23 protein-coding genes, 1 pseudogene, 1 riboswitch and 1 other annotated feature are annotated in these 25,014 nt (G+C 37.2%); of the genes and pseudogenes, 3 read left to right on the top strand and 21 right to left on the bottom strand.

All coding sequences use genetic code 11. The features are described 5' to 3' along the window. Positions 1-298: 298 nt before the first annotated feature. The 15 genes and pseudogenes from ACIQ7T_RS16405 to ACIQ7T_RS16335 form a co-directional block, all read right to left on the bottom strand. On the bottom strand, positions 299-922 hold the full coding sequence (locus ACIQ7T_RS16405; protein ID WP_402871654.1) for an SMI1/KNR4 family protein: 624 nt from the start codon (positions 920-922) through the stop codon (positions 299-301). Between the two features lie 14 nt (positions 923-936). Next, entirely contained in the window at positions 937-1,164 is a 228-nt protein-coding gene (locus ACIQ7T_RS16400) for a hypothetical protein (RefSeq protein WP_402871651.1), read from the bottom strand. Positions 1,165-1,525: 361 nt separating this feature from the next. After that, on the bottom strand, positions 1,526-2,830 hold the full coding sequence (locus ACIQ7T_RS16395) for a PQQ-binding-like beta-propeller repeat protein (protein ID WP_402871648.1): 1,305 nt from the start codon (positions 2,828-2,830) through the stop codon (positions 1,526-1,528). Between the two features lie 811 nt (positions 2,831-3,641). Next, entirely contained in the window at positions 3,642-4,052 is a 411-nt protein-coding gene (locus ACIQ7T_RS16390) for a hypothetical protein (protein ID WP_370083448.1), read from the bottom strand. Positions 4,053-4,308: 256 nt separating this feature from the next. Next, positions 4,309-5,991, bottom strand: a complete 1,683-nt coding sequence (locus tag ACIQ7T_RS16385; protein WP_402871645.1) for a DUF6138 family protein — start codon at positions 5,989-5,991, stop codon at positions 4,309-4,311. A gap of 209 nt (positions 5,992-6,200) precedes the next feature. Continuing rightward, positions 6,201-6,269: pseudogene (locus ACIQ7T_RS16380) on the bottom strand (IS200/IS605 family transposase); the annotation flags it as partial. A gap of 116 nt (positions 6,270-6,385) precedes the next feature. Further along, complete coding sequence (locus tag ACIQ7T_RS16375; protein ID WP_402871642.1) at positions 6,386-6,769, bottom strand: hypothetical protein; 384 nt, start codon at positions 6,767-6,769, stop codon at positions 6,386-6,388. Between the two features lie 336 nt (positions 6,770-7,105). Further along, a complete protein-coding gene (proS, locus tag ACIQ7T_RS16370) occupies positions 7,106-8,542 on the bottom strand; it encodes a proline--tRNA ligase (protein WP_402871639.1) in 1,437 nt (478 codons plus the stop codon). Positions 8,543-8,606: 64 nt separating this feature from the next. Continuing rightward, positions 8,607-8,826: a binding site (T-box leader), on the bottom strand. 267 nt (positions 8,827-9,093) lie between these two features. Beyond that, positions 9,094-10,797, bottom strand: a complete 1,704-nt coding sequence (locus tag ACIQ7T_RS16365; protein ID WP_402871635.1) for a putative bifunctional diguanylate cyclase/phosphodiesterase — start codon at positions 10,795-10,797, stop codon at positions 9,094-9,096. Positions 10,798-11,182: 385 nt separating this feature from the next. Next, positions 11,183-11,353: a transcriptional regulator gene (locus ACIQ7T_RS16360; protein WP_370083439.1), complete on the bottom strand. Its 171-nt coding sequence runs from the start codon at positions 11,351-11,353 to the stop codon at positions 11,183-11,185. 259 nt (positions 11,354-11,612) lie between these two features. Beyond that, on the bottom strand, positions 11,613-11,762 hold the full coding sequence (locus tag ACIQ7T_RS16355; protein ID WP_049665318.1) for a hypothetical protein: 150 nt from the start codon (positions 11,760-11,762) through the stop codon (positions 11,613-11,615). A 379-nt stretch (positions 11,763-12,141) separates the two neighbouring features. Then, the gene (locus ACIQ7T_RS16350; RefSeq protein WP_402871632.1) at positions 12,142-12,966 is read right to left on the bottom strand and encodes a DUF4037 domain-containing protein; all 825 of its coding nucleotides are present in this window, start codon (positions 12,964-12,966) and stop codon (positions 12,142-12,144) included. Positions 12,967-13,520: 554 nt separating this feature from the next. Further along, a complete protein-coding gene (locus ACIQ7T_RS16345) occupies positions 13,521-14,033 on the bottom strand; it encodes a DinB family protein (protein ID WP_402871629.1) in 513 nt (170 codons plus the stop codon). A gap of 173 nt (positions 14,034-14,206) precedes the next feature. Then, complete coding sequence (locus ACIQ7T_RS16340; RefSeq protein WP_402871626.1) at positions 14,207-15,169, bottom strand: tyrosine recombinase XerC; 963 nt, start codon at positions 15,167-15,169, stop codon at positions 14,207-14,209. Positions 15,170-15,517: 348 nt separating this feature from the next. Then, positions 15,518-15,931 (bottom strand): hypothetical protein, encoded by a 414-nt coding sequence (locus ACIQ7T_RS16335; protein WP_402871623.1) that lies wholly within the window; start codon positions 15,929-15,931, stop codon positions 15,518-15,520. A gap of 174 nt (positions 15,932-16,105) precedes the next feature. Here ACIQ7T_RS16335 and ACIQ7T_RS16330 point away from each other — a divergent pair, with 174 nt between their 5' ends. The 3 genes from ACIQ7T_RS16330 (at position 16,106) to ACIQ7T_RS16320 (ending at position 19,431) form a co-directional block, all read left to right on the top strand. Beyond that, positions 16,106-17,596: a circularly permuted type 2 ATP-grasp protein gene (locus tag ACIQ7T_RS16330; protein WP_402871620.1), complete on the top strand. Its 1,491-nt coding sequence runs from the start codon at positions 16,106-16,108 to the stop codon at positions 17,594-17,596. Continuing rightward, complete coding sequence (locus ACIQ7T_RS16325; protein WP_402871617.1) at positions 17,550-18,515, top strand: alpha-E domain-containing protein; 966 nt, start codon at positions 17,550-17,552, stop codon at positions 18,513-18,515. The genes ACIQ7T_RS16330 and ACIQ7T_RS16325 overlap by 47 nt, the downstream gene beginning before the upstream one ends. Positions 18,516-18,576: 61 nt before the next feature. After that, positions 18,577-19,431 (top strand): transglutaminase family protein, encoded by an 855-nt coding sequence (locus ACIQ7T_RS16320; protein WP_370081371.1) that lies wholly within the window; start codon positions 18,577-18,579, stop codon positions 19,429-19,431. Between the two features lie 159 nt (positions 19,432-19,590). On the opposite strand, the gene bioF is transcribed toward ACIQ7T_RS16320, so the two are convergent. From bioF to queC, 6 genes are all read right to left on the bottom strand, one after another. Then, positions 19,591-20,760: an 8-amino-7-oxononanoate synthase gene (gene bioF / locus ACIQ7T_RS16315; protein WP_370081373.1), complete on the bottom strand. Its 1,170-nt coding sequence runs from the start codon at positions 20,758-20,760 to the stop codon at positions 19,591-19,593. A gap of 3 nt (positions 20,761-20,763) precedes the next feature. Continuing rightward, positions 20,764-21,495 carry a 6-carboxyhexanoate--CoA ligase gene (gene bioW, locus ACIQ7T_RS16310; protein WP_402871613.1) on the bottom strand — a complete coding sequence of 244 codons (732 nt, stop codon included), beginning with the start codon at positions 21,493-21,495 and terminating at the stop codon, positions 20,764-20,766. Beyond that, complete coding sequence (locus ACIQ7T_RS16305) at positions 21,476-21,979, bottom strand: hypothetical protein (RefSeq protein ID WP_402871610.1); 504 nt, start codon at positions 21,977-21,979, stop codon at positions 21,476-21,478. The genes bioW and ACIQ7T_RS16305 overlap by 20 nt, the downstream gene beginning before the upstream one ends. A gap of 711 nt (positions 21,980-22,690) precedes the next feature. Then, on the bottom strand, positions 22,691-23,419 hold the full coding sequence (queE, locus tag ACIQ7T_RS16300; RefSeq protein ID WP_370081379.1) for a 7-carboxy-7-deazaguanine synthase QueE: 729 nt from the start codon (positions 23,417-23,419) through the stop codon (positions 22,691-22,693). Beyond that, positions 23,412-23,885 carry a 6-carboxytetrahydropterin synthase QueD gene (gene queD, locus ACIQ7T_RS16295; RefSeq protein WP_370081381.1) on the bottom strand — a complete coding sequence of 158 codons (474 nt, stop codon included), beginning with the start codon at positions 23,883-23,885 and terminating at the stop codon, positions 23,412-23,414. Before queD ends, queE begins: the two co-directional genes overlap by 8 nt. Before the next feature lie 3 nt (positions 23,886-23,888). Then, on the bottom strand, positions 23,889-24,548 hold the full coding sequence (gene queC / locus ACIQ7T_RS16290; protein ID WP_402871605.1) for a 7-cyano-7-deazaguanine synthase QueC: 660 nt from the start codon (positions 24,546-24,548) through the stop codon (positions 23,889-23,891). 257 nt (positions 24,549-24,805) lie between these two features. Beyond that, a riboswitch (PreQ1 riboswitch) is annotated at positions 24,806-24,852 on the bottom strand. Between the last annotated feature and the right edge of the window lie 162 nt (positions 24,853-25,014).

Below are 25,014 nucleotides of genomic sequence, written 5' to 3'. Positions count from 1 at the left end.
CCTTGTCTCATTAGAGATTTAGGAGTTTCGCTGCTAAACATCCATTGTCAAAGCACTTAGCGCCACCGTTTTCCGTTGTCACGATGATCCTTTACGGACACTGAGTAATTTTTTTCAGCTTATGTCATCCTTGTTGTTTTTTCTGCTTTCGCACCGTTACGTCTGCCGTTTCCAGCTCCGCTTTGGTCACAGGGCTTTAGGAGTTAAAAGCAATTAACGTGGAGTTCGCACCAATCGCTTGATACGAAGGGTATTCTGTTATAAATCTATGTTTCTATACAGGTTTGTATAGTTTGGTTTAAATTTGTTGTAACAGTTTAGTTACCCATGAAGTCGGCATAGCCGTTGGAAAACAAGTGTTAACTGGCATACCGCCGTTCTGTTGTTGCATAAACCAAATATAATCTGCTGGCAATTTATAGCCAAGTTCCTCTTCTATAGAAGCAATCATTTCAGTAGTGGGGGACACTTCTACATAATTTTTATCCGCATAATCGCTTTTTTCCCAAAATTGACTGAAATCACGCTCATGAAAAGGGACAAGCTTGATATCATCTAGCGCTTCCACTGACTTTTTCATAATATTCCGACAGGCTACTATATACTCTTCAGTTCTAGTATCAAACTGTAGTTCCTTCGCTTTTTCAAATGCAGCCAGCGCTTCTTGCCATTCCTGGATATAGAAATAAGCATAGCCAACACGCCTATGCCAATCCGCATCTTGTTGCCCCTGTTTTTTAACTGTGCATAATTGGGACAACGCTTCATGATAACGCCCTAAATTATTAAGCGCACGACCATAATGACCTACTATTTCGTAATCTCGCTCTGACTTAGACAATTGTTCAATCGCTTCTACAATTTTGTCATGTTGATTTTCCTCATACCATTTTTCTAACATATTCAATAATTTTTTTGGCATAATCCCACTCCCTCTCAATCATCTTGTAATTCAGCTAAACAAGTATCTTGGATCTCTTGTGATGTTTGGTTAACAATAATGCCTTCCTCATGAATCACTATATCAATCAACTCTTTTGCTTCCTTTAAAGAACATCCTGATAAGTCTATCAATTCTTTCATAAAAGGCAGATAATAACGTTTTGCAAATTTTTCTCTATATTTATCAGAATCTATTGTTGTGTTGCCAATCGGATAAAACATACTTTCACTTCCTTAGATATTAGCTCTAAAGTGAACCGTTAGCTGTAAGTGCGTTTCATTGTCATAAATAGATGATATTAAGTATTCGTAGTAATCATCTTTGCTATCTTCAACAAGAGTTAGATCTACATTGTATAATCTAACTCTTGTTCCTACCCAAATCTTTTCTTCATCTCAGATGTTAATTAAAGGAGTCCATTTAGATGTTTCTATCGTGACACCTCTAGCCATTTATTGATTAATTCTACCAAAACTTAAAATTTAGACCAAACGCAAACTATTATAAGTATCTGTCATTTCAAATACATATGATGTTGATAAAAAGAACATTATAGTTTCGTCGAATTTGCCCCTATAAAAACTACCAATACAGTGGTTGTTGAGTATCCCAGAAGATCCAACGGTACGATTCACGTATTGAACTTGTGCCAATCTCATACGGGCTTGGCTCTGTACTAGTCAAATCAAGTACATGGAGCGTTCCATTGTATGTACCGACAAGCAATATTGTCTCGTCAGAGTTTAATGCCATACCACTGATTGTCCCAGATACGAAGTAACGCCAAAGTTCATTCCCCTCAAAATCAATCATTCGCAAATAACCATATGCGTCACCCATGATATTGCCCCCTTGCACTGCAACACCGGCATATACACGCATACTATCATCTATTGAAGGGGGTTCTTCATTATTGTACTGTTCAAGATCATGGAGTGAAATACCTAGCGTACCTCCATTGTAAAAATGACATGCATTGAACCAAACATGCTCATCATTGGCACTGAACAAGCTGTAATGCGGATAACTCGACATCGGTTCAAACGAGTGCATAACATACTTTTCTATATCTAGTAACAAATGCTCGCTGCCTTGACTTCCATAAGCCAGCCATCTGCCGCTTCGCGAAACAGCTCCATGTGGCATCGCTAAACTTGCTGTCAAGTCATCATCTTCTCTTGTCCACTCCCGTATATTTTCCACTGTCGGGTGCAACAAGATGGCACCTGTTTTCTCAATCAAATAGATACCATCATGCGACACCACCAACAACTTCGTGCCATCAGCGAATGGAATGACATCTGCGCCCCGATAGCTTTCTGGCTGTAAGGTCTCAATGTCGGGGTATTTTTCGCGCAATTGGTCGATAATTGTCGCCCATGTGTATGTAGCCAGCAGAGAGCCGTTCAACTCTCGATCAGGCTCGCGTACGATACGAATTCCTTGCTCATCCATCAAAGCAATGTCGCGCCCATCCGTAGAACAACTTGCCGCTTGTACATGCTCGATACGGTTTGCTTCCTGTTTATCCATCGCATAGACAGTGCGTGATAAATCTTCATTTTGCGCTGCAACAAGTAATGCGCCATCACGTAGAAGCGCAATTGGATAAACAGCTCGCATCAGTTGGCTGTGCGTTTCCTGAAATGGCCAAGAAGCAGCTGGAAACTGTTCACGGAGCGTTTCCAGTTCCTTTGTTCTATTCGCCTGTCTAATAAACTTGTACACTTGCGAAGCTAATTGTCCACGTGAATCTTCAGACGGCTCCTCTCCTGGTGCCTCCCAGTTGCTTTCTAATCCTTTGCGCACATAGGCATTAATCTCACTTGCATAACGTAACCCCTCTTTTCGCCATTTCTGGGATAATTGTAAAGTATCATTTGTCATTGTAGTAGTCTCCTTGTTAATTAAATAATCTGATCATGTTTTACGGTTTCTTTATTATTCTGAAAGCACCCTAACCGAATCCAACTAACCTGCTAATGACTATCACATTATAATCGGAGTCAGATGCCCCAGTGCTAAGGAGCATAAGCTTTATTCTTCTGGAATATTTTCATATAGAAAGATGCCCCTCGGAAATAGGGATTGCCTTCGAACTTGCTTTCAAAGTTCAATCGTGTCAATGTGTTTAACAGGTTGTATAGTTAGTTCAATAATTGAACGATATTTCTCGAATTCTTGTGGGAACGTAATGTCATAAAACGAGCTCCTCGATTCAAGTTAAGTCTATTTTAGAACAAACGTTCCTGTTCGGGCTAGTCTAAAATACAAAAGGAGATGTCTGAAAAACTCTTTTGAGACATCTCCTTTGCGACGAGGATAGTGACAATTTGCTGCTGACGCTTCGCTTTCGCGTAAAAAGCATCTCCTCCTGCAATTATTCGTCGTAGAAAACATCTATTGTAACTACCGCAATAGCGGTGTTTTCCTGTACCGAAAGAACAGTGAAAGGTACAATGGTTCTTGGCGAATATTTTAGATACATGAATAAGGCTCCTTTTCTAAAAGACACAAGATTCCATTTCGCGTCCATTACTCAGGTCAAGAGCCCATAGTCGCAATGCGGCAAACGCTACACCCCAACCATCACTGAAAAGCACACATTCTTTCTCTAAATCAAGCCACAAACTATGGCTAGATTGCCGGATATCACTGCGCGCCCAGCGGATTGAAACATCTGCAGGCACGGTTTTTCTCATGAAAAAGGACTCTCTTCAACATTGGGTAAATCGCCTCGTTCGTAACTTTCCTTCATTTCAAGAACAAAACTGTTAACTTGGCCCGTCACAAGGAAGCCAACAATCAGCCTTACATCATCGGATGCATAGGCGGCTAGGTCAGAGTGACTAGTCTGTCCAATGATTGTTTCGTAAATTTGCTTACTAGCACGATTCTGAAGCATCTCTATCTTCTTTCGATCCGCCACCAACATACTGTCAATGATAGCTGTCAGGTCGCCATGTGCAGCCATCCATTGTGAATCAAACAGATCGGCATCCCGCTGATCCAGGTACTGATCAATGACATCAGGATCGCCATATTTCGGATTGACTTCATAGGTGGACAACAAATCGATCCAAGCAGTAGTAGGATTAATATCTAACAATGGAATCCTCCTCTTTCTTAATTGTTCAGCAACTCGAAGGTGGTGAACAAATCTGATTTTTTATCAAAAGCAATTGCGATTTTAACTATCTCGGAGCTCTTTTGCTCTCGATTTAAGTAATGCTCTGATTTCATCTATTTTCATCTAAAACATGACAGCTAATAAAAATGACATATTAGCTAGCATTTCCTCAACATTGCACTTCCTACTTTACTGAGAAGTCTTGCTCTTTAAAGAACTAAGGAAAGCTAACCAATTAATAATCTTCCATCCAACCTAGTAATTTTTCTAGCATTTCTTGGATTGGCGCTGATTCTTTTTCAATACGCTGTGCTAGATCCTCCATACTACCAAAAATTTGATATAATACATAGCTACGTTGGTAATCTTCTTTGTTCTCCAGTTGATGTATTAATTCAGCTAGCAATTCCAGTTCATCAACGTGAATTCCTTTTAACTGCTCGAGCTCCCCCTCATTTGCGCTAAGTAAAATGTCAATCAGCACAGGCATCTGTTCCACTGATAGGTCGTGCATGTTAAGAAAAGCTTCTGCATAGTTATTTTGTACAAGCTGGTGCTCTGAATCAACAAGTGACATATAGCTTTGCACAAGGGGAAAATAAGCATCGCTAAAAAGCCCTAGACCAAATACAGCATATGTTCCAGGCATAGCGGATAGCTCGCTAGGCTCCACGTCCTCATACCATGCATATTCCTCCATTGCCACTTTTGCATAGTCGGCAATCAATGGGAACAGGTTTGGATACGCTAGGCAATTTGCAAAAAATTGATGCAGCTCCGTTTTCGCAAGGCCTTGAATCGGTAAATAGTTTTCTTCCTGACTCTCTAACTGTAAGCTATAGCCCTTGACAAAGCCCGCTTGTAACAAATCGATGATGTAATGCAACGCTTCACGATAGGTTTCTTCTTCCTCAACAATGATGTGAATTGAAATGAATTTTCGAATATCATTGGCTGCTCCTTGAAAGCGCGCACTTTTCCTTCTATGTTCAAAATGATCACTGCCATTTTGTAAATAATCCTCCGCCTCTTGTGAACCAAGTTGCTGCGCCAATTCAAGATATTGCTTACGTGTATCAGGTTCTTTAGATCCGATTTGTAAGGCAATATAAACAAAGAACTCTAGCTCCTTCTGCTTAGGTCTAGCCGCTGAGTTTAGTATCCATTTCGTTTCATATTCTCCTGTCTCCTCAAAATAAACCGATAAAATATACTCCTCTGCCCAATCTTTAAATGCCGATGTATAATCATATTTCCACTGGTTTAAGCGTTCTTCATTCCCGCTATACTTCTCCAATAACCGTTGCATTATTGGTTCGATATCAGCTACGCGCTGATGGAAAAAATGAGGATTGACTAGGCAACGAGCAAAGAAAAATCCATCTTTCTTAGCAGGACATACAGGTAAATCAGCCATCACTTTTGTTTCAATAAAAGTAGCTAACGTTTGTTTCGCTAATGTGAATTTGTCGTTATTTAGTAGCTCTTTTTGATAGCATATCTCACGCCCATCATGCTCAAATTCCAAAATAAGTTGAAGGCGATAATCAAAAAGCTTCGCATGATATTCATCGGATTGGAAAACCGTATCCATTTTGGCACATAAAGCGGAAAATAATTCTTCTATTTGGTTGATGTCTGTAATTTCTTGCATGTAATCGCCCGCTGCTACTTTATAAGCATCATCATGCCAACTAAATGGTTCGTATGTATAAATAGAAATCGTTCCATAATGAGGGGTTCCCCATTGTAATTTATTCAATTTTTCTGATGTCCATTTCACCTTTACATAATGTTTCACCCCTATATGGAGTCTGCTCCAGTCCTTCGTATTACTAATTCGGTCGTTTTCCTGCTGATAAAATCGCTCTAACTGCTGCCATACATCCGCCAAAAACTGTTCTATATACTGTGACAAATTCATTTCCCCCCATTTGATTGTTTTGTTCTATCAGTAGTTGATTTCGCGTCACAAAAAGGACAATCGTGATTTCTTAATTATCAAACTAGTACCTAATTTTTTGCACCAAAACCACGACTATCCTTGTTCGTATATTTCAATATCCATCAATTCAACACTAGACGGCAAAGTCAGTGCCCCCTTGGATATAGTTTGTGACACAAGTTTCACCCCCTTGTCTTTTGATTTTCAACATAATGTTTTATTGTCTCACTAGATACATTTCCAGCAGTTGAACTTGCTCCCTTAGCTTATGCATGGCGTTAATTGCTTTGACTTTCTTTGCTCTTGCCATTGTGCAATAAGATTTTCTGTCATTTCTTATCCACCTCTCGACATACGATGTAATGATTTAGAAAATCTCCCCCTTACCACTCACATCAAAAAAACCGACTCCATGTTTTTTTGCAAGCTCCTTCATCGTACTATATGCTTCATCCGCTACAGACCAGGCAAAAGCTGTGTAAATCATGGCATAGCCAATACTATATTCAGTCAAACGACTCTCTAACTCGTCCTCTTCATCCGCATCCAATAATTCCTCATCCACCAGATTCATATTGGGGAATTGTTCCACCATATCCTGATACCATTTTTGTAATGCTGGTGTTGTAACTGTTATTGTTACGTAGTCATGTGGTTCAGCCCATTTTGTTTGTTCATCATACCATTGCAAAAATGTTTCTTTATTGTTTGGAGCTTGCTCTTTATCAAAGACCATTAAATCATAACTCATTGTTTTCACCCTCCACAAAAAAAGAATATATGTTCTGTTTTTTATTCTAGCATACTAGCGTTTTTTTGAAAACACAGAAAAAAAATCAAGATAAAAACACTGCATTTCCAGCTGGAGATGCAGTGGAAAACGAGTCGTAAACAAACAAAAACAGAAGTGAAAGAATATACCTTCTACGTTTGTTCTACTCATATAGAAAACATAGAGGGGCATGCACACGACACAGTATGAGTATAGAGAACATCACAGAAATTGTATTACGAGCATTCAAGCGCAAATAGCACTCGTCGATAATATGACCACCGTCATCAAGGAAATTAATAAACACTACTCTTTTTAATATGCTTGAGCAAACCAAACTGTATGTTTCGCTTCATTTCCACAACAAATACAAGTTGTCTTCGTAGTTGGTGGGTTAAATGGAATGTTACGAGAAGTATATTTTGTCTCTTCTTTCACTTTTTCCTCGCAAGCATCAGCTCCACACCATCCAGCAAGAACCCAACCAGGAATAGATCCGTTTTCCTTGGAAATGTTAATGTGTTGCTGTAAATCTTCCAGTGTATCGATATTTGTATGGGCGTTTTCATCACGGAATTTACGTGCTTTATCGAATAAACGACTTTGCATCGTTGTTAGTTCTTCTTCTATTGCCACAACAATGTCGTTCAGGTCAATGGATTGCTTGTCATCTTCATCTCGTGCTTTTAACAATGCCTGGTTTTTCTCTAAGTCACGTGGTCCTAATTCAACACGAACTGGTACACCTTTTAATTCCCATTCATTAAATTTGAAGCCTGATGATTGGTCGGAGTCATCAAGACGTACTCGAATTCCCTTCTTCTTAAGAATTGCAAAGATGTCATCTAGTTTCTCCATAATTTCAGGGTTCTTTTTCCATGGACCTACAGGGATTAAGACAACTTGGGTCGGTGCAATTCGTGGCGGCAAAATTAGACCCTGCTCATCACCATGAACCATAATTACTGAACCAATTAAACGTGTAGAAGTCCCCCAGGATGTTGTGTGTACATATTCATGCTGATTAGCTTTATTTAAATATTTAATATCAAAGGCTTCAGCGAATTTTGTTCCTAAATAGTGAGAGGTACCAGCTTGTACGGCCTTGCCATTTTTCATCATTGCTTCAATAGAAAATGTATCGACCGCCCCTGCAAAACGTTCTGAAGGTGTTTTTTGTCCATCATAGACAGGAATGGCAAGTAAACCTTCTACTACCTCCTTATAGATAGCCAACATTTGCATTGTTTCTTTTCGTGCATCTTCTTCATCAATATGTGCTGTATGACCCTCCTGCCACAAAAATTCAGATGTTCGAATGAATGGGAGTGTTTTCTTCTCCCAACGAAAAACATTTGCCCATTGATTAATTAAGACCGGCAAATCACGGTAACTTTTGATCCAATTCGAATAGAGATGGCCAATCATCGTTTCAGAAGTTGGACGAAGTGCTAAACGTTCTTCTAATTTCTCGCCTGCTGCCTCCGTTACCCAAGGAAGCTCAGGTGAGAAACCTTCGATATGATCTTTTTCTTTTTGGAAGAAGGATTCAGGAATTAACATAGGGAAATAAGCGTTGCGATGACCTGTTTCTTTAAAACGACGGTCCATCTCTTCTTGAATATGTTCCCAAATTTCATAGCCGTCTGGTTTAAATGCGATACAGCCGCGAACTGGTGTATAATCCATTAAGTCTGCCTTTTGGATTGTCTCGATGTACCATTTTGAAAAATCATTTTGTTGTGTTGTCATTTTCTCTCCTCCATTTCTGTAACTTTACCTACTGAAAAAATAAAAAGCACAAAGCTGTCCTCTAAATAAGGACGTCTTTGTGCCGACAAAACGTGGTACCACCTTGAATTTAGTTTTAAGAAAACCTTAAAACCCTCTAACGTTTTGTAACGAAAACGACTCGGTTATGTTTGCATAACATCTCCGTGGTAGGTTTCAGATAAGAAGCGGTGATATAGCTCTCAGCAATTGCTATATTCTCTGTTTCACTATTCTTACTTACTTGGCCACATCAACAATTTATATTTTATATAACTTTAGCAAAACAGTTGAATAATTTCAAATATTAAAACGATTATTTTTCGGGAAATATCAGAAAATTGACTTTACATACTAGTGACCAAATTGTTTCTAACTAGTAAAAATTCACTATCTCTGAAAAAAGAAATATAGTAAAAGTCGCTACTCCTTTGCTCTTTCTGTATTCGTTGTAAAGTTGCTTTTCATAATAAAATAACCATAAACACTTAGAGGATCTTGTCCTAAATTTAGGTCAAGATCCTCCATATTGTCTACATGTAACTTTCTACTATCAGTTTCGTAAAGTCCTTTACCGATAATGGCTTACTGAAATAATAGCCCTGTACGTACTCGCAGCCATGTTCACGCAGCACATTTAATTCTGCCTCTTCCTCGACACCTTCAGCCACTACTTGCAGATTTAAGGCATGCGCCAGTGAGATCATAGCTGAAATCATAGCAATGCCTGATTTTTCAGGCACAATATCACGGACGAATGCACGATCGATTTTCAAAACATCTACCGGGAAAGTTTTTAAATAATTTAACGATGAATAACCAGTACCGAAATCATCTAATGAAATCGTAATACCAAGTGCCCTTAATTGCTTGATTGTATTAATTAAGTCCTCCGTATAATCCAGCATACTCATTTCTGTTATTTCGATTTCTAAAAACTGCGGATCAATTTTTGTTTCTGCAATAACTTCATGTACCATTTCGACAAAGCCTGTTGTACTAATATGAATCGGAGAAATGTTAACGGCAACACGTAAGTTTATATTATGTACTTCATTCCAAGTGCGTACCTGGGCAGATGCTTTTCTTAACACCCAAACCCCTATATCATTAATGAGCCCACATTGCTCAGCAAATGGAATAAAGCGATCTGGTGGCATATGACCTAGTTCAGGGTCATGCCAGCGAAGTAATGCCTCCATGCCAATCACTGTATTCGTTTTTAAATTAATTTTTGGTTGATAATGTAATTCTAAAATATCTTTTTTTAACGCTTGATGTAACTTTGTTTCAAGTAATAACCATTTATCGTTGATTTCCTCCATATTTGGACGATATAAGCGATATTGATTACCACGTGAAGATTTTGCAGCATACATGGCGATATCTGCATTTTTCAATAATTCCTCAGGAGAGTTCGCATGATCTGGGAAAATACTAATTCCAATACTAATACTTGCGTAAAATTCATACGAATCAACAACAAAACTCTCATTAAAGACGCTGATTATTTCCTCAGCCTTGTCCTCAATATAGTTAACGTCGTTTAGTATAATAACAAATTCATCACTGTTGTGGCGGTAAATAGAATTTGATGTATAATCAACGTTGCGTAGACGATTCGCCATTTCTACTAAGAACATATCCCCGATGATATGACCAAGTCCATCGTTAATGTTTTTAAAACGATTTACATCAATGAAAAATAACGCAAACTTCTCTCCTGTACGTCGAGATTGATGGAATTCATTTTCTAAACGTTGTTCTAACTTACGACGATTGGGTAGTCCTGTTAATTCATCATGATAAGCAATATGAGTTATCTTTTTTATATCCTTTTGTGCGGTAATATCGACCCTTATAGCAATATATTGATACGGTTTACCATTGTCATCAAGAAAAGGAAAAATCGTTGTCTTCACCCAGTAAAGGCTGCCATCCTTCGCTCGATTACACACCTCGCCATTCCACATTTCACCATTGCCTATAGTTTTCCACATCTCTCTAAAGAAGGATCTTGGATGGAAACCTGAATTGAGTAAACGGTGATCCTGCCCTAATAATTCTTCACGGGTGTATTTAGATATTTTGCAAAAATGATCATTAACAAACGTAATTTTCCCAGTTCGATCTGTAATTGCTACAATGATTGAACTATTCATTACTGAAAAAATATCTTGTAATTCTTTCAGACTATAGTTAACTTGATTGATACTATCAGGCGTGATATTCATCATTTTCATTCTCCGTTCATTAGAAGGGTTTAGTACTTTTGTTTTATATTTCTACGAGGTATAAAGTTATGGGATATCGCCCTTCTTTATGTAATTATATTATAGTCTTAGAAAAGCAGTTAATTCAACCTAAATATCAAAACATTCAAATCTACATTTGATGGTTTTCAATAAAACAGCCCCTAATAATAAGGTCTTTTAACTTACTTGATACGATAGTTTTTGATTACTTTAATTACCTTAGTGCTATTCATATGTTATTTTTAACCTAGTTACTTTAGAATATATAAATCTTCTGTAATTTTACTACACTTGAATAATTTCTTCATTTATGATATGAATCAAAAATGCCTTACTGTCACATATAGACAGTAAAGCATTTTACAAGCTAAGAGACTTCATATTGTATTTGACCTCCCAATGTTTTAGCTCTTTCATTGTAGGCATCTAGTTGTTCCTGAGATAAGTTTAAAATATAATAGTGAAAATTTATTGGCTCTAAACCATGTTTCTCACACACTTGTCGATAAAAATCATAGCCTTCTCGATAATCTGTCATACTAATATCTTCCTTTCAATTGTGCAGTTTCGTTATAATATTCTAATTGTACTTGTGATAATTGAGTGACATATCTTGTTATATAACAGTATTATATTTTCATTAATAATATATAACAGATAGTGTGCTGTGTCAATAAATTTTCTGATATTTCTTTCAAATATACGAAAGCCCAGTCCATTTAAATAAGTATGGCTGGGCTTTTCATAAAATATTCACGTCGGCTTCCGTAATAACCACATCCTTTAATGACAAACCATTAAATTCCTAATTGTTTGGCTTGCATATTATAAGCTGAAAGTTGTTGCTGTGATAACTGAAGCAAATAATAGCGAAATGAAATTGGTTCAAGACCATAACGCTCACACATCTCACAATAAAATTCATACCCATCACGATACTTTGACATAAGAATTCCTCCTAGATCAAACTGTTTTATAACAGTTGTTTTTATTTTTATTTAATATATAACAGATGATTTGTTTCGTCAAGCTTTACAATAAAAAAACCTTGAAGATTTAATTCCACGACACAACAAAAGCCATTGTTTTGAAAAAAGTTGGATCAAAACAATGGCTCTCGTCATTATAGAATATTAAAGTCTTTCGGGAAGTAACGCTACCTTTACTTTTAGTTTTATGTCTACCGGAGTCTCTTCCTCTTCTACAAAGAAGCTCCTTTGGGAAATCTTTTAAATACCTTTTCAAAACTTTCGTTACTTTTTAAAACACCTTCTACAGATTTTGTATTTGTTGATGGTGCTCTTTACTCATTAATTTTATAATCCATTACTTCACAAATCCTATTTGCTTCATTTGTTCACTTATATTCAATTCTGGGAAGTAATTTTCAGCCAGTATTAGTACTTCTTCAATTAATACTTCCAATTCATGCAGACCTTGTTCTGGGTTTCTTAACAAAATATTGGTCATTCGATCATAGAGATTTTTAGGTTTGATTCTCATTTGTTCAATACTATATTGCATCCACTTAAATGCAGGGTGATGCACATACATTTTATTCATACCGAACAAAACACCAAGCAGCTTCTTTTGTACTTCACATATTACATCATAAAGCATAAGCCAATCTTTTCGTTTTAATAGGGCTTTTCGGTTATTCCATCGATTTCCTAACCAAAGATTTTCGGAAATCATATGTTTAGAAAGCTCTAAAGGATATTCTACTACTCTATTTTTCAACTCTCTAATTTTTTCATTTCCGTATAAACTCACTCCATCATAAATTGAAGCTACAATACATTGTTTGTCATAGTCAGTTTCGTACTTCTCCACCACATTTGAGATAAAACGTTCAACTGTTGAGGATAAAAAGTTGCTTATTTCTAATTTAATTCCTTCTTTCATTAGATAGGATTCAGACCACTCTTCCTCCTCATAAGGATGATACGCCAAAATGGTTCCGCCAATTTTTTTAATAGGGAATTTTCGATCTTCCTCTTCTGGCGGTGTTGACCACAAAATGTGCAATTCAATGTCTGAATTTTCATCCTGTAAGTTTCTTGATACCGATCCTGCCAGTATTATAGCTTCGATTTTCGGGTTTTGCATATAAACCTCTGCCATATCTTTTGATTTCTGTAATAAGAACATTTGCATCCTCCTATATAATTGTAAAAACTAATTCATCAAGCATTAATCATATAAACTAAAGTACTTGTTTCCTAAATAACTTAATGTTCTTTCTTTATTTACCTGAACAACAACTTCAAGAAAAAATACTATCAATTATGCCTCGGCATAATTGTGTCCAGAATCGGCTTGATGCTTATGCCTGCAATTGTTTATTGTGCGAAAGCGCAGCGGCAACAACAACAACAACAACAACATGAGGGCCATCACGATGTCAGTCATTTCGGTCATGCCACAGGACATGGCGTTCTTAGACTGAGTTCCTCTATTTCGACGAGTGTTTGGACATCCGCTGAAAAAAGTTTAAAAAGCCCAATTTCTCAATATTAATATCGAGAAATTAGACCTTTCACCATATATTTTTCAATAATCGGATTATCATTCTAGGGATAAATATAAAAATGTTCCAGATTATTTCTGATGCAATCGAATTGTTAATGTCTCTAATAATTTCTTTAATATAATGTCGCGCTTTTCTTTTTTTCATTCTTTGTACTGTGTCTCCAGGAAGTTCATTAGTGTTCAACTTTTAAAAATGCTTTGATTTCTTTGATTTGTTCAATATGTCGTTGTTCATGAAAATGAATTTGTTCTACCCATTGATCAAGGGGCAATTCACCAATAGCAGGATGCTTCACGGACTTTTCCGCTAATATGGATGGGTCTTCGATTGTATTAAGAAAAGTTGTTAATTTTTTTCTTGAATCGTCTAGCAACTCAATGATTTGCTGAACTGTAAAAAAGCCTTCAGTTGGTTCAACAATTTTTGGTGCTGAAATTTTCTTTGTTCTATCTACGATAAGTTGAACATTTTTACGTTCCGTTTGCTTATTATCTTCTTGTTTCAATCCCCATGCAATCGCTTTTACAGAAGACTCCTCCACTAAAGCTAAGTGATGGCAAACCTGGGCGATACTCCAACTGTTTGCATCAGGCTTTGCATTCAACTGAGTATCACTTAATACTTTAATCTCCTCTAGTAAGTTATTTCTTGTTTCGCATAGACGGTCGTTAATTAATTGATTCATAAGCTACTCCCCTTATCAAACGATTTTTGATTCCTATTCTGTATATGTTCTATACAATATAAAATATTCTATTTGATTAATAAGATTTCCTTTAATATTTTGGAAAGTTGTCATCAATTATGCCTCTGTATAAGCGTTCTTAAACTGAGATTCTCTATTTCAGCGAATGAAAATTATCTTGCTCGAACAATATTAAACGGATTATTTTCGAGTACATGTTGCAACTCTTCATCTTCAATATGTGTATAGATTTGCGTTGTTGCTACACTTGAATGGCCCAAAATATGTTGGAGACTTCGAATATCTGCCCCTGATTTATACATCATCGTAGCGGATGTATGACGTAACTTATGTGGCGTCAGTCGTTCTTTTTGAAGCCCGGATTGCTGATTAATTTGTTTAACGATTTTTGCAACGGTTTGACGGGTGAAGCGTGTTCCCTTTTGTGAGACGAAAAGAGGCTCTTCTTCAATCCCTTTAAAGGCCGTCTTTCCGCTATTTTCATAGTCTGCAAGTGCCTGGATGCAGCTATCATTCAAATAAACTGTCCGCTCCTTATTCCCTTTACCAACAACCGTTAAGTAGCGACCTTGTATAGATGACCTATTGAGCTGACAAAGCTCTGTCACACGAATCCCTAAATTTAAGAAAAACATCATCATACAATAATTCCTTGGTGAAGCACGATTTGGCTGGATGCCATCGATAAATTGCGTGGCTTCCTCGATGTTCATATAGATAGGTTTTTTCCGTCCTATTTTTGGCGTTTCTAGTTCATCTGCCGGATTTTCCTCTAGTAAACGTCGTTTTCCTTTTAAATATTTAAAAAATGACTTCAATGTTGCTACTTTACGCGCTCTTGCAGATGCTGAATTCCCTCGCTGGACCTCGCAATATTCCATAAATAAATAAAGATCCTCTAGTGTCATTTCACGAATTTCTTCTATTGAAATAGTAGAAATATCTATTTTCGTTAAATCTGAACTATCATGATCATTTTGAATGGCTATGTAAAAACGAAAGAATAATGTCAAATCATATTCGTATTCTTTTCTTGTGCGGTGAGACTTCCCTTTAATCGTCGTTAAATAAACAAGGAAATCTCTCATTATTTTTGGTAGCTTCGGCTTTTCCATAAAATCACCTCTATTTTTTCTATTTTACCACGAAAAAACGTTCCCAAATATAAATTTGGGAACTTTATGGTGAAAAACAAGCTCTTTTTTACAATCCGGAACAAATGTTCTATTCATGAGCAAAAAAAAGATGATTCCCTTTAGAAAGAAAATCACCTTTTTTAAAAGTTTTTATGAAAGTTTCATTTTTTAGGCATAAAACACGAAAAAAATGAATATTTAAATCTAGTGAGTTAAATGCTCTGAGACGATTCGAAAAATAAAAAGACGGATAACTATACGTGTCGATTCTTCTCACAACACGCATGGTATTATTTGGATTTTTGTCGATTTCCGTATGAAAAACCGTTACTTTACAAAAATACTATACGTCCCATCTACTTGTTTTGCTAGAGACCAGTTTGTTGATAGCATATGTTGAAGCTTAGCAATAACTTCCTCATCACAAGTTAAATGTTGGATTCCTGTTTCTAACAATTGATAATCTTTCCCTTCTTCTAATTGGAAACGAATATACAATAAGCGCTGAATGCCTGGCAAAGTTACATATTTGATACTGTAGTTACCGTGCAGAGCATTTAAAAACCTTTGCTCCCCTTCTTGGTAAAGTGCCATTGTTTCGGAAAATTCATAGTTTGGTACTTTTTCCTGCCAAACTGATACATCCCCTGTTTGCAATGTACGTACAATCTCCTCATCAGTAAAATCTAATTTTGAAAGCTTGTCTAGCTCATAAGCTTGCATTAAATTAATGATTGTCATTTTATAAGCTCCTTTTATATGTATTTATCTTCATTCCTCTAAAAGTGATGAGATGAATGCAGATGTGGTTCCATTTCAATTGGTACCCATTTACTACAATTTTGCCAAGGCGAAATTGATTCTTACTAAGTGTAACACGTTTTCTCTACTACTTAAATTCGGAGGGCGATCCATATGATGAAGTTCTATGAATCTGGTATGTTTTTTGATGAGATGTTCGAAGGTAATCAACCGAAGCCTCATTATCGGTCTTTCCACCATAAGCTCAATGCTTTCACTAAGGAACAATTAGATGAAAAATATCAGCAAGCACAATCAACATTCCTTAAACAAGGCATTACATTTACCGTATATGGTGCACAAGGTGGAACAGAGCGGACAATGCCCTTTGATTTTATACCTATTATTATTCCATATGAACAGTGGGAAGAAATTGAATCTGGTATGAAGCAGCGTGTGAAAGCCTTAAATTGTTTTTTACATGATGTTTACCATGAACAGTCCATTTTTGAGGATGGCCTTATTCCGAAACAGCTCGTTGAAAACAATCCGTATTATTATAAAGAAATGCTTGGTGTAAATGTACCTATTGATAATCATATTTTTTTAGCAGGCATAGACTTGATTCGTGATGAAAATGGCGTTTACTACGTGTTAGAAGATAATTTACGCAATCCTTCAGGGATATCCTATGTTTTTCAAAATCGATCTGTGATGAAGGAAGTGTATCCTGAATTTTTCTCTAAACATACGATCCAGTCACTCGATAAACAAATGGCCTTTATGAAGAAGGCACTTCTCGCTCATCGGCCACCTTCTATGAACCCAGATAGAGAACCTAAAGCTGTCCTCTTAACAGCAGGTATGTATAATTCGGCCTATTACGATCATGTTTTCTTAGCACAGCAACTCAATATTCAGCTTGTCGAAGGGCGTGATTTAGTTGTCCGAGATAATAAAGTGTACATGAAGACAATCTACGGTCTAGAGCAAATTGATATTATTTACCGTCGAATTGATGATGATTTTTTAGACCCTGCTGTTTTTCGTGCGGATTCTTTACTTGGAGTCCCTCATATTATGGCTGCTTATAAGGCTGGAAATATTGCTATTTTAAATGCTGTTGGTAATGGTGTTGCTGATGATAAAGCGATGTATGCCTATGTACCGGATATGATTCGCTATTATTTGAATGAGGAACCTATTTTACGTAATGTAGAGACTTATCATCTAGCTGATGATAGACAGCGAGGTTGGGTCCTTGAGCATATGAGAGAGCTTGTCATAAAAAACGTTAGTGCCTCAGGTGGCTATGATATGCTAATTGGTCCGCATGCGAGTGATGAAGAAATTGCTATTTTTAAAGAAAAAATATTGGAAAACCCGGTTCAATACATTGCACAGCCAACAATTAGTCTATCTAGAGCACCAGCTTTTCAGGAAGGGAGATTTTATCCTTGTCATGTCGATTTGCGTGTTTATGTAATGAAGGGCGAGGATATGTATGTGCTTCCTGGAGGTTTATCGCGTGTAGCATTAAAAGAAGGATCTTTAGTCGTGAATTCTTCCCAGGGCGGAGGAGCAAAAGATACATGGATATTAAAGGAGGAATTGCAGTATGCTAAGTCGAGTAGCCGATGCACTATACTGGATGGCACGATATAGTGAACGATCACAAACAAATGCACATATATTACAAGTACAGCTGTTGAATATGTTGGAGCAATCTGGCAAAGAAAATGAATACATCGATCATTGGGAAGCGGTGTTAAATATTTGTGCTTCGAAGGAAGAATACTTGTCCTTTTATGAGTCGATTCGAGTCAATCCACTTATCGAATATCTACTCTTTTCTAATAATAACTGGAACGCCCTCCATGCTACTTTACGTGCGGTTCGAGAAAACGCCCGTGTAACGCGAGATAGCATACCCATTGAGCTTTGGGAATTGCAAAATGCTTTTTATTTATCATTACAGCAAGAAATGATGAAACGTGAAAGACCAATTCCACTAATTGTTCTTAACTCTTTTTTACAAAATGTTCGAAAAACTTCTTTGACGGTAACGGGGCTTATCGAAGGCTCGATGGATCGAGATTTACCCTTTTATTTCATGCAAGTTGGGAAATGGTTAGAACGTATAGAAAAGACGATTCGTATGGCTTTAATTATACTGGAGCAACATAAGGAAGTAGCCATCTCTTTAATAGAAGCGGACGGATCGTTTTTACTCGATTTATCGGAGGCGACGGAATCTTATTTGAGCAAGCATCGACAAACCAATTTACTTAATGTTATTCAATATTTATTACAGGATAAGCATTTTCCACGTTCAGTGATGTTTTGCTTAGAAAAATTAGAAGAAGCATTTATTTGTTTAGAAAACGATCCTCTTTCAGCAAGATTTTTAGAGCTTCATACTCCATTAAAGAGTTTAATATTTGCTGTGATGAATGTAGATTTATGGAATATTTCCTTAGAGGAAACTATTTTGTTAATGGAGGAAAGATTGTGTCAATGTATTGATTTTGGCAATACATTTGCAACAATTTATCATTTATATGAACCCAGCGTACAACTTTGAAAGGAATCATCCACAGCTCCCTTTCAACAAGCAAGTCAGTAATCTAAAGGAAGCGGACACAATGAAATTTGAAATTCAACATACTAATATTTTTCAATATGAGTCTGAAGTCGATCAAAGCTTAAATACAATCCGCTTAAAGCCAAGGGGTGATGAGCGTCAGCGCTTATTATCCTATCGAATTGCCATCACTCCTTCATCTTTAACTCGTGAGCATACAGATATATGGGGCAATACGGTTGGCACATTTTATATACCTGAGCAGCATCAAGAGCTAGAAATTCAATCGACCTCTATTGTCAGCATTCAACGTGCACCATTTATTCATCGCATTCAATATTCACCAGAAATGCAGACCATTTTTCACTCGAAACTGTTTTATGAACATTATTTGCCCTATTTAAAGTTTACACATTTTACGTATATGACAGAAAATCAGTTAGAGGAAGTTTATCATGCCATTGGTCATGCTGAAAATCCTGTACTATTTTCATTAAATTTAATGCAATATTTATACTCTACTTTTGAATACGTTCCTGGTGCAACCAATGTTACGACAACTGCAAGCGAAGCCTTTTCCCTTAAGCGAGGCGTTTGTCAGGATTTCACACATGTCATGCTTGCAGTACTAAGAGCTAAAGAAATTCCAGCACGCTATGTGAGCGGCTATTTATACGTCGATGAAAACTCTGCCTTGGTCGGTGATATTGCAACCCACGCTTGGGTAGAAGTTATGATCCCAGGGATCGGCTGGATTGGTCTTGATCCAACTAATAATGTAGAAGTATTAGAAAATCACATTATTTTATGCATTGGCCGTGATTATTCGGATATAAGCCCAGTTGAAGGTGTTTATTCAGGTGGAAAGCATGATTTAACAGTCAAAGTGAGCGTCAAAGCATTGAATCATTTGTAAAATGGTATAAATTAAACCCCTGATTTTTCTACGCAAATTAGAAGAATCAGGGGTTTATTAAGATCTATTGTTTTCAGATTTAAATCTTCAATTTTGAGTCATTAAACTTTCAATATATCAAAAGAATTACTCTCGGTATCGTTCTTGATCATATAAGGATTATACAATACCCATTTCTTTTCCTATTTTTTCAATTTTATTTATGACTGTATTGAGCTGCTCCATTGTATGTGTAGCCATCACTGTAATCCGCAACCGGCTTGACCCTTTTGGCACAGTTGGTGGTCGAATCGCCGGAATAAAGACACCTTCATCCAGAAGTTTCTCAGAAAATTGCATAGCTTCATGGGCATCACCAATAAGAAGAGATAGAATTGGTGTTTCCCCTTCCGTAACTACAAAACCGGATTCCTCCAATTTCAAACGTAAATACTTAGCATTTTTCAACAATCGTTCCCTGCGTTCGGGCTCATTTTGAATAATAGCAATCCCTTCTCGCGCTGCTTCAATCGCACTTGGAGATAAACCCGTTTGGAAAATAAATGATCTAGCGTTATTCAGTAAATAGTTTTTTGCAATTGACGACGTCGCCACAAAACCACCTTCTGCACCAATCGCTTTACTCAACGTGCCTACTGTAAAATCAATGTCATCTTTCAATCCAAAATAATCAGCAGTACCACGACCATCACTTCCTAAGACACCTGTCACATGCGCATCATCAATCATTATGTAAGCATTGTATTTCTTTGCTAACGCAACGATTTCGGGAAGTGGAGCAATATCACCATCCATACTAAAGATGCCATCCGTCACAATTAACTTCTTTCCATCTCCACGTGAATGCCTCAATTTATGCTCTAAATCCACCATATCCGCATGTTCATAAACAATTGTTTTTGCTTGACTAAGTCGACAACCATCTATAATACTCGCATGATTCCAGGCATCAGAAAATATCATATCCCCTGCCTTCATCACACTCGAAATCACACCAATGTTCGCTAAATAACCACTGCTGAAAACAATAGCGGCTTCCGTTTTTTTAAAATCTGCAATTTCAGATTCAAGCTGTTCATGAATGACGAAATTTCCGGTTGTTAATCTCGAACCACCAGCTCCTGTACCGTATGTACTAATACCTTCAGATGCTTTCTTTCTCAATCGGAAATCAGTTGCAAGACCTAAATAGTTATTAGATGAAAAAAGCAAGAATTTCTTACCATTCATGATGATCTCGCTCTCATTTCCATTTGAAAACGAACGTAACTTCCTTGTCAACCCTTTCTCTTCTATTAATTGTAGTTCCCGCTGAAACCAATGATCCATTTTTCAATCCCCCTTAATGAGAACCGGTACGCTTTCTAAATAGTCTATAAAAGATTCTAGTTCAACTTCATCTGACACAAAATAAATACGCCCTCCACTCTCACAACCTTCTCTTTTTAACGGTGTAATTCTGACATAACCAATGGCACGATTACTTACATATCCAGTCACGTAATCTGGATCATCAGACCAACATAATTCTGCAATTGTAAACGGAGAATTCGCCACTTTCGTCGCCAAAGCCAATGCTTCACGGACACGCTCATTAAGCTCCTCATTAGTGTCTTGCCAATCGATTCGTGATACACGCACACCCTTTTGCCCCCGACCGTCAAGCCCTAAGCCGGTTTTACTATTTAGGATGATTGCCCCACGGAGGTTTTGATTACTAGCAAGTTGATGAAAAGCAACATTTAGTGCATGTTCCGAAACACCTAAAGATGTTAGTATCTTTCTTGCTTCACTATGGGCCTTTTCGATTGAAACCGCCTCAACTGTCGTAATTTCTAAGGGTGGCAAATACTGTATCTGATCATGCGCTATTTTTTCAACGGTAATTTGAATAAAGTCAGCATCTCCACGTGAATGATTACTTGCTTTATTCAATAGCTGTTTTACAATGGGCTCTATCTGAGATTTACTCCCTATCCGTTCACCACCAGATATATGCTTTTCCCCTAGTTCAGGACTTCTTTCAGCCGCACGCATTCGTATGCTATAACACGTTTTTAACATGATTATTACCTGCTACTTTCCTATTAATTGTTTGTAACAACTTCGTTATGGGATAAACACTAACAGCTGTGATTACCATGCCTGGAATAGCCAAAACTAATAACGGTAAAAATGGAGTCCCTAACGTAAAAGCCAAACCAAATCTAGCAATCGTTGTTCCAATGGGGCCTGCCAAAACAAGTACCGGAATGGAAGTCCCAAATAAAACAATAAGTAAGCCTACAGTCAATCGAAAAATTAAGGAGATCTCCACATTTAAGATTGAGTGTATACCTAATAAAAATAAGATTAAACTTGCAATGATTCCTGCTAGAAAATATCGCTTAAATCCAAATACCGCAGCAATCGCAACTGCAATAGGTGCTGATAATTGAAATTCAGACCCAGGAAAACCTGTTGGAATTTTAAACATGCCTGTAACGATAATAAGACAAGCTAGCAATGAAATCTGGGCAAGATCATATGTAGAAAACTTTCGGATCATTTTATTCCTCCATCTTACTTTTGAAATACTTGATGTCATTTCCTCCTATTCCCCTCAAATTGAGTTAACCTTGATTAATAATAAGTTAACACAAAAATAGATTGGAAAGTAGATAAAATGGTAGGATTTTTTATTATTTGTGAAAAATACAGTTTTGTTTATTAGTAGGTTTCAAAAAATGAAGTTCGTGTTCCTCAGGCTAGAGAATGGCCACATGCTTTTTTCAGATTCCGCATCGCCACGAGCACCCTTGCACTTGGCTAGTTACTACTTCTGTCTTCACGGTTCAGGTATGTATTCTATAGATTCCATCCATGCTGGGTGCGCAAAAAAAGTATAGGCCCAATTAGCCTATACTTTCACACCTATAAACGTTAAATAAATATGTACAAAAATGCTTGTTTAACCAAGTACATTTTTGATTTCCTTTGTTACAGGAAGTGGCGAGCATGATAGACTTGACCGGTTAGCCAGCCCTTGATATAGCTGGGTTCTAGGCTATCGAATCATGCGAGTAGAGGCAGCGTGTCAAGTTGTAACTATTCACGCACTTGTATAGAAAAGTAGTTGATCAGCGAATGGGTACATGCTTAGAATAGCAAAAATGTACATTGTTATTTTGACATTTATACACACCTAGACCAGTTCTGATCTTTTCCCTTTCGATTCGAAGGTTAACAGCAGACGCCTATTCTTGTAATGGCACACTATCTATACACCTCTTTTATTCCCCCAAACAAGGGCATGCAACTGTGGCAGTACTTTGACATCTCTGAATTCCTCATCCTTAATCACTCTATCAATCAGCGCATGATATTTATCTAATAAATGTAGTATTAATCGTGAATTGTCAGTCGTCGTGAGATCATCATTACCGACTTGGAGATAAAAAGGAATCGTTGGATATCGATGGTGAATTTGTTTAGCATAATCGTAATCCTCTTGATTAAAAACGACTACTTTGAGGGATATATGATGATTACTGTTTCGTTTTTTTAGCTTTTCAAAGATATCAGTGAGCACCGAATAGTCTGTGGTCATTCCAGAACTAGGTGGCTTTGGCGAGATTGTCAGTTCATCAATCTCATACATCCATTTTTGCCACCTGCTTCCCTGTGTTTCCACTCCGACCTTTATGTCGTTTTCTTTTAAAATGGCAATGAGTTCTTCCAAATTTTGATAGAGTGCAGGATTGCCGCCTGAAATCGTGACAAATGAAAAACCATTGCCTCCAAGACGTTTCAACTCAGACCAAATCTCTTCCGCTGTCATTTGGACTATAAGATGCTTTCCGCTGCCATCCCATGTAAACGATGAATCACACCAAGAACAGGAATAATCACAGCCGGCAGTTCTCACAAACATTGTCTTCTGGCCAACGACCATTCCCTCACCTTGAATCGTCGGTCCAAAAATTTCTATAACAGGTACCTTACTCAACTTCCATCCACTCCCGTCTCGCTTCTGCATAGCTTGTCGGAGTTTCGTATAGCCTGATAAACTCTACACGCGCACCGTTATACCTTTGTTCGTCAAGCAAGGCCTGAGCCAACTTTTCGTAAATCCAAACAACAATGTTCTCTGCCGTCGTATTCATGGGCGGAAGCGTTTCATTTAAATAGCGGTGATCCAAATGAATCTCTATTTTTTGTTTCCATATTGCTTTTATATCGCCGAAATCAATCACCAAACCGCGATCATCTGTGTATCCACTCAGTCCTAATATTACACGATACGTATGACCGTGTAGATTTTTGCATTTCCCCTCATAATTATGTAAATGATGAGCAGCATCGAAGGTAAATTCTTTGCTTATGAGAACACGCTTTGCATGATAGATCAATTGATTTCTTTGAATATCTTCATCTATCTTTTGGAGCTTATCGACGATTTTAAAATCTGACATGTTTTAAGACTCCTTCCTGTAATTCAAATACTCATCAAGCCCTTTTTTTCGCAGTTTACATGCTGGGCATTCACCACAGCCATCTGCTATTACACCGTTATAACAAGTCAACGTTCTTTCCCGTACAAAATCAAGTGCCCCAAACTGATCAGCAAGCTCCCATGTCTGTGCCTTATTCAACCACATCAACGGTGTATCAATCACAAAAGAATCATCCATCGATAAATTTAACGTTACATTCAAGGATTTAATAAAAACATCTCGGCAATCCGGATATCCGCTAAAATCCGTTTCACAAACGCCAGTTACAATATGCTTAGCTCCTACTTGACTCGCTAAAACGCCTGCAAATGAAAGAAAGAGAAGATTTCGGCCAGGTACAAAAGTCGATGGAAGCTCACCGTTTTCTCCCTCTTCTACCTTTATGTCTTGTCGTGTCAATGCATTCGGAGCAAGTTGATTCAGAAGTGACATATCAAGAATGTGATGTTTAACACCGAGATCCTCTGCTATCTTCTTCGCACATTCAATTTCAAGATGATGCCTTTGACCATAATCAAAAGTTACTGCCTCTACCTCTTCAAAACGTTCTTTTGCCCAAAACAAACAGGTTGTACTGTCCTGACCTCCACTAAATACAACAATTGCCTTTTCCTGCTTCATCTATAAAAACTCCCTTATATCGAAAAACAGTACTCTAAGAAAAAGTGCTGTTTTCTTCTTAGTTTTTTAACGAATATTGTGTGCCTTAATAAGTTAAATACTTCAATCTTTCTTAACGGCTTCGGCCAGACATAAAAAAACCCCCTTGTAAAATGTTTCCCAACACTTTTCAAGAGAGGCATCACCAATCATTCTATTAAAACATAAGTAAAAACATAAAAAAAGCCACGTCCGATATGGACATGGCATATTGTCATGTTTCCATAGTTTTTTATAGAGGGTATTTGCTATGAACCTCTCCCGTTTTAGTCCGGGCATTCTTTTCTTCAATATAATACAAAAAATAGTATAAAACGTCAAATGGATTTTTTTTAAGATCTTCCCATAAATGCTTTTCTAGAACAACCACTGTTATATTGTCCTATATTATACTAAACACTTTGCTGAAATTAAATTCATTAATATT

This window comes from Lysinibacillus sp. NPDC096212 (assembly GCF_044763105.1).
GTDB lineage: Bacteria > Bacillota > Bacilli > Bacillales_A > Planococcaceae > Lysinibacillus.
The sequence above is the reverse complement of the archived record's forward strand: the minus strand, read 5'-3'. Positions and strand labels throughout refer to the sequence as shown.

Bases quoted from the DNA above. Each gene is read 5' to 3' on its own strand.
- ACIQ7T_RS16305 (WP_402871610.1), bottom strand. From the start codon at position 21,979: ATGATCCGAAAGTTTTCTACATATGATCTTGCCCAGATTTCATTGCTA.
- proS (WP_402871639.1), bottom strand. From the start codon at position 8,542: ATGACAACACAACAAAATGATTTTTCAAAATGGTACATCGAGACAATC.
- queD (WP_370081381.1), bottom strand. From the start codon at position 23,885: ATGTCAGATTTTAAAATCGTCGATAAGCTCCAAAAGATAGATGAAGAT.
- ACIQ7T_RS16320 (WP_370081371.1), top strand. From the start codon at position 18,577: ATGAAATTTGAAATTCAACATACTAATATTTTTCAATATGAGTCTGAA.
- ACIQ7T_RS16355 (WP_049665318.1), bottom strand. From the start codon at position 11,762: ATGTCAAAGTATCGTGATGGGTATGAATTTTATTGTGAGATGTGTGAG.
- ACIQ7T_RS16340 (WP_402871626.1), bottom strand. From the start codon at position 15,169: ATGGAAAAGCCGAAGCTACCAAAAATAATGAGAGATTTCCTTGTTTAT.
- ACIQ7T_RS16330 (WP_402871620.1), top strand. From the start codon at position 16,106: ATGATGAAGTTCTATGAATCTGGTATGTTTTTTGATGAGATGTTCGAA.
- ACIQ7T_RS16360 (WP_370083439.1), bottom strand. From the start codon at position 11,353: ATGACAGATTATCGAGAAGGCTATGATTTTTATCGACAAGTGTGTGAG.
- bioF (WP_370081373.1), bottom strand. From the start codon at position 20,760: ATGGATCATTGGTTTCAGCGGGAACTACAATTAATAGAAGAGAAAGGG.
- ACIQ7T_RS16325 (WP_402871617.1), top strand. From the start codon at position 17,550: ATGCTAAGTCGAGTAGCCGATGCACTATACTGGATGGCACGATATAGT.
- ACIQ7T_RS16400 (WP_402871651.1), bottom strand. From the start codon at position 1,164: ATGTTTTATCCGATTGGCAACACAACAATAGATTCTGATAAATATAGA.
- ACIQ7T_RS16335 (WP_402871623.1), bottom strand. From the start codon at position 15,931: ATGACAATCATTAATTTAATGCAAGCTTATGAGCTAGACAAGCTTTCA.
- bioW (WP_402871613.1), bottom strand. From the start codon at position 21,495: ATGTTAAAAACGTGTTATAGCATACGAATGCGTGCGGCTGAAAGAAGT.
- ACIQ7T_RS16350 (WP_402871632.1), bottom strand. From the start codon at position 12,966: ATGTTCTTATTACAGAAATCAAAAGATATGGCAGAGGTTTATATGCAA.
- ACIQ7T_RS16375 (WP_402871642.1), bottom strand. From the start codon at position 6,769: ATGAGTTATGATTTAATGGTCTTTGATAAAGAGCAAGCTCCAAACAAT.
- ACIQ7T_RS16365 (WP_402871635.1), bottom strand. From the start codon at position 10,797: ATGATGAATATCACGCCTGATAGTATCAATCAAGTTAACTATAGTCTG.
- queC (WP_402871605.1), bottom strand. From the start codon at position 24,548: ATGAAGCAGGAAAAGGCAATTGTTGTATTTAGTGGAGGTCAGGACAGT.
- ACIQ7T_RS16395 (WP_402871648.1), bottom strand. From the start codon at position 2,830: ATGACAAATGATACTTTACAATTATCCCAGAAATGGCGAAAAGAGGGG.
- ACIQ7T_RS16405 (WP_402871654.1), bottom strand. From the start codon at position 922: ATGCCAAAAAAATTATTGAATATGTTAGAAAAATGGTATGAGGAAAAT.
- ACIQ7T_RS16345 (WP_402871629.1), bottom strand. From the start codon at position 14,033: ATGAATCAATTAATTAACGACCGTCTATGCGAAACAAGAAATAACTTA.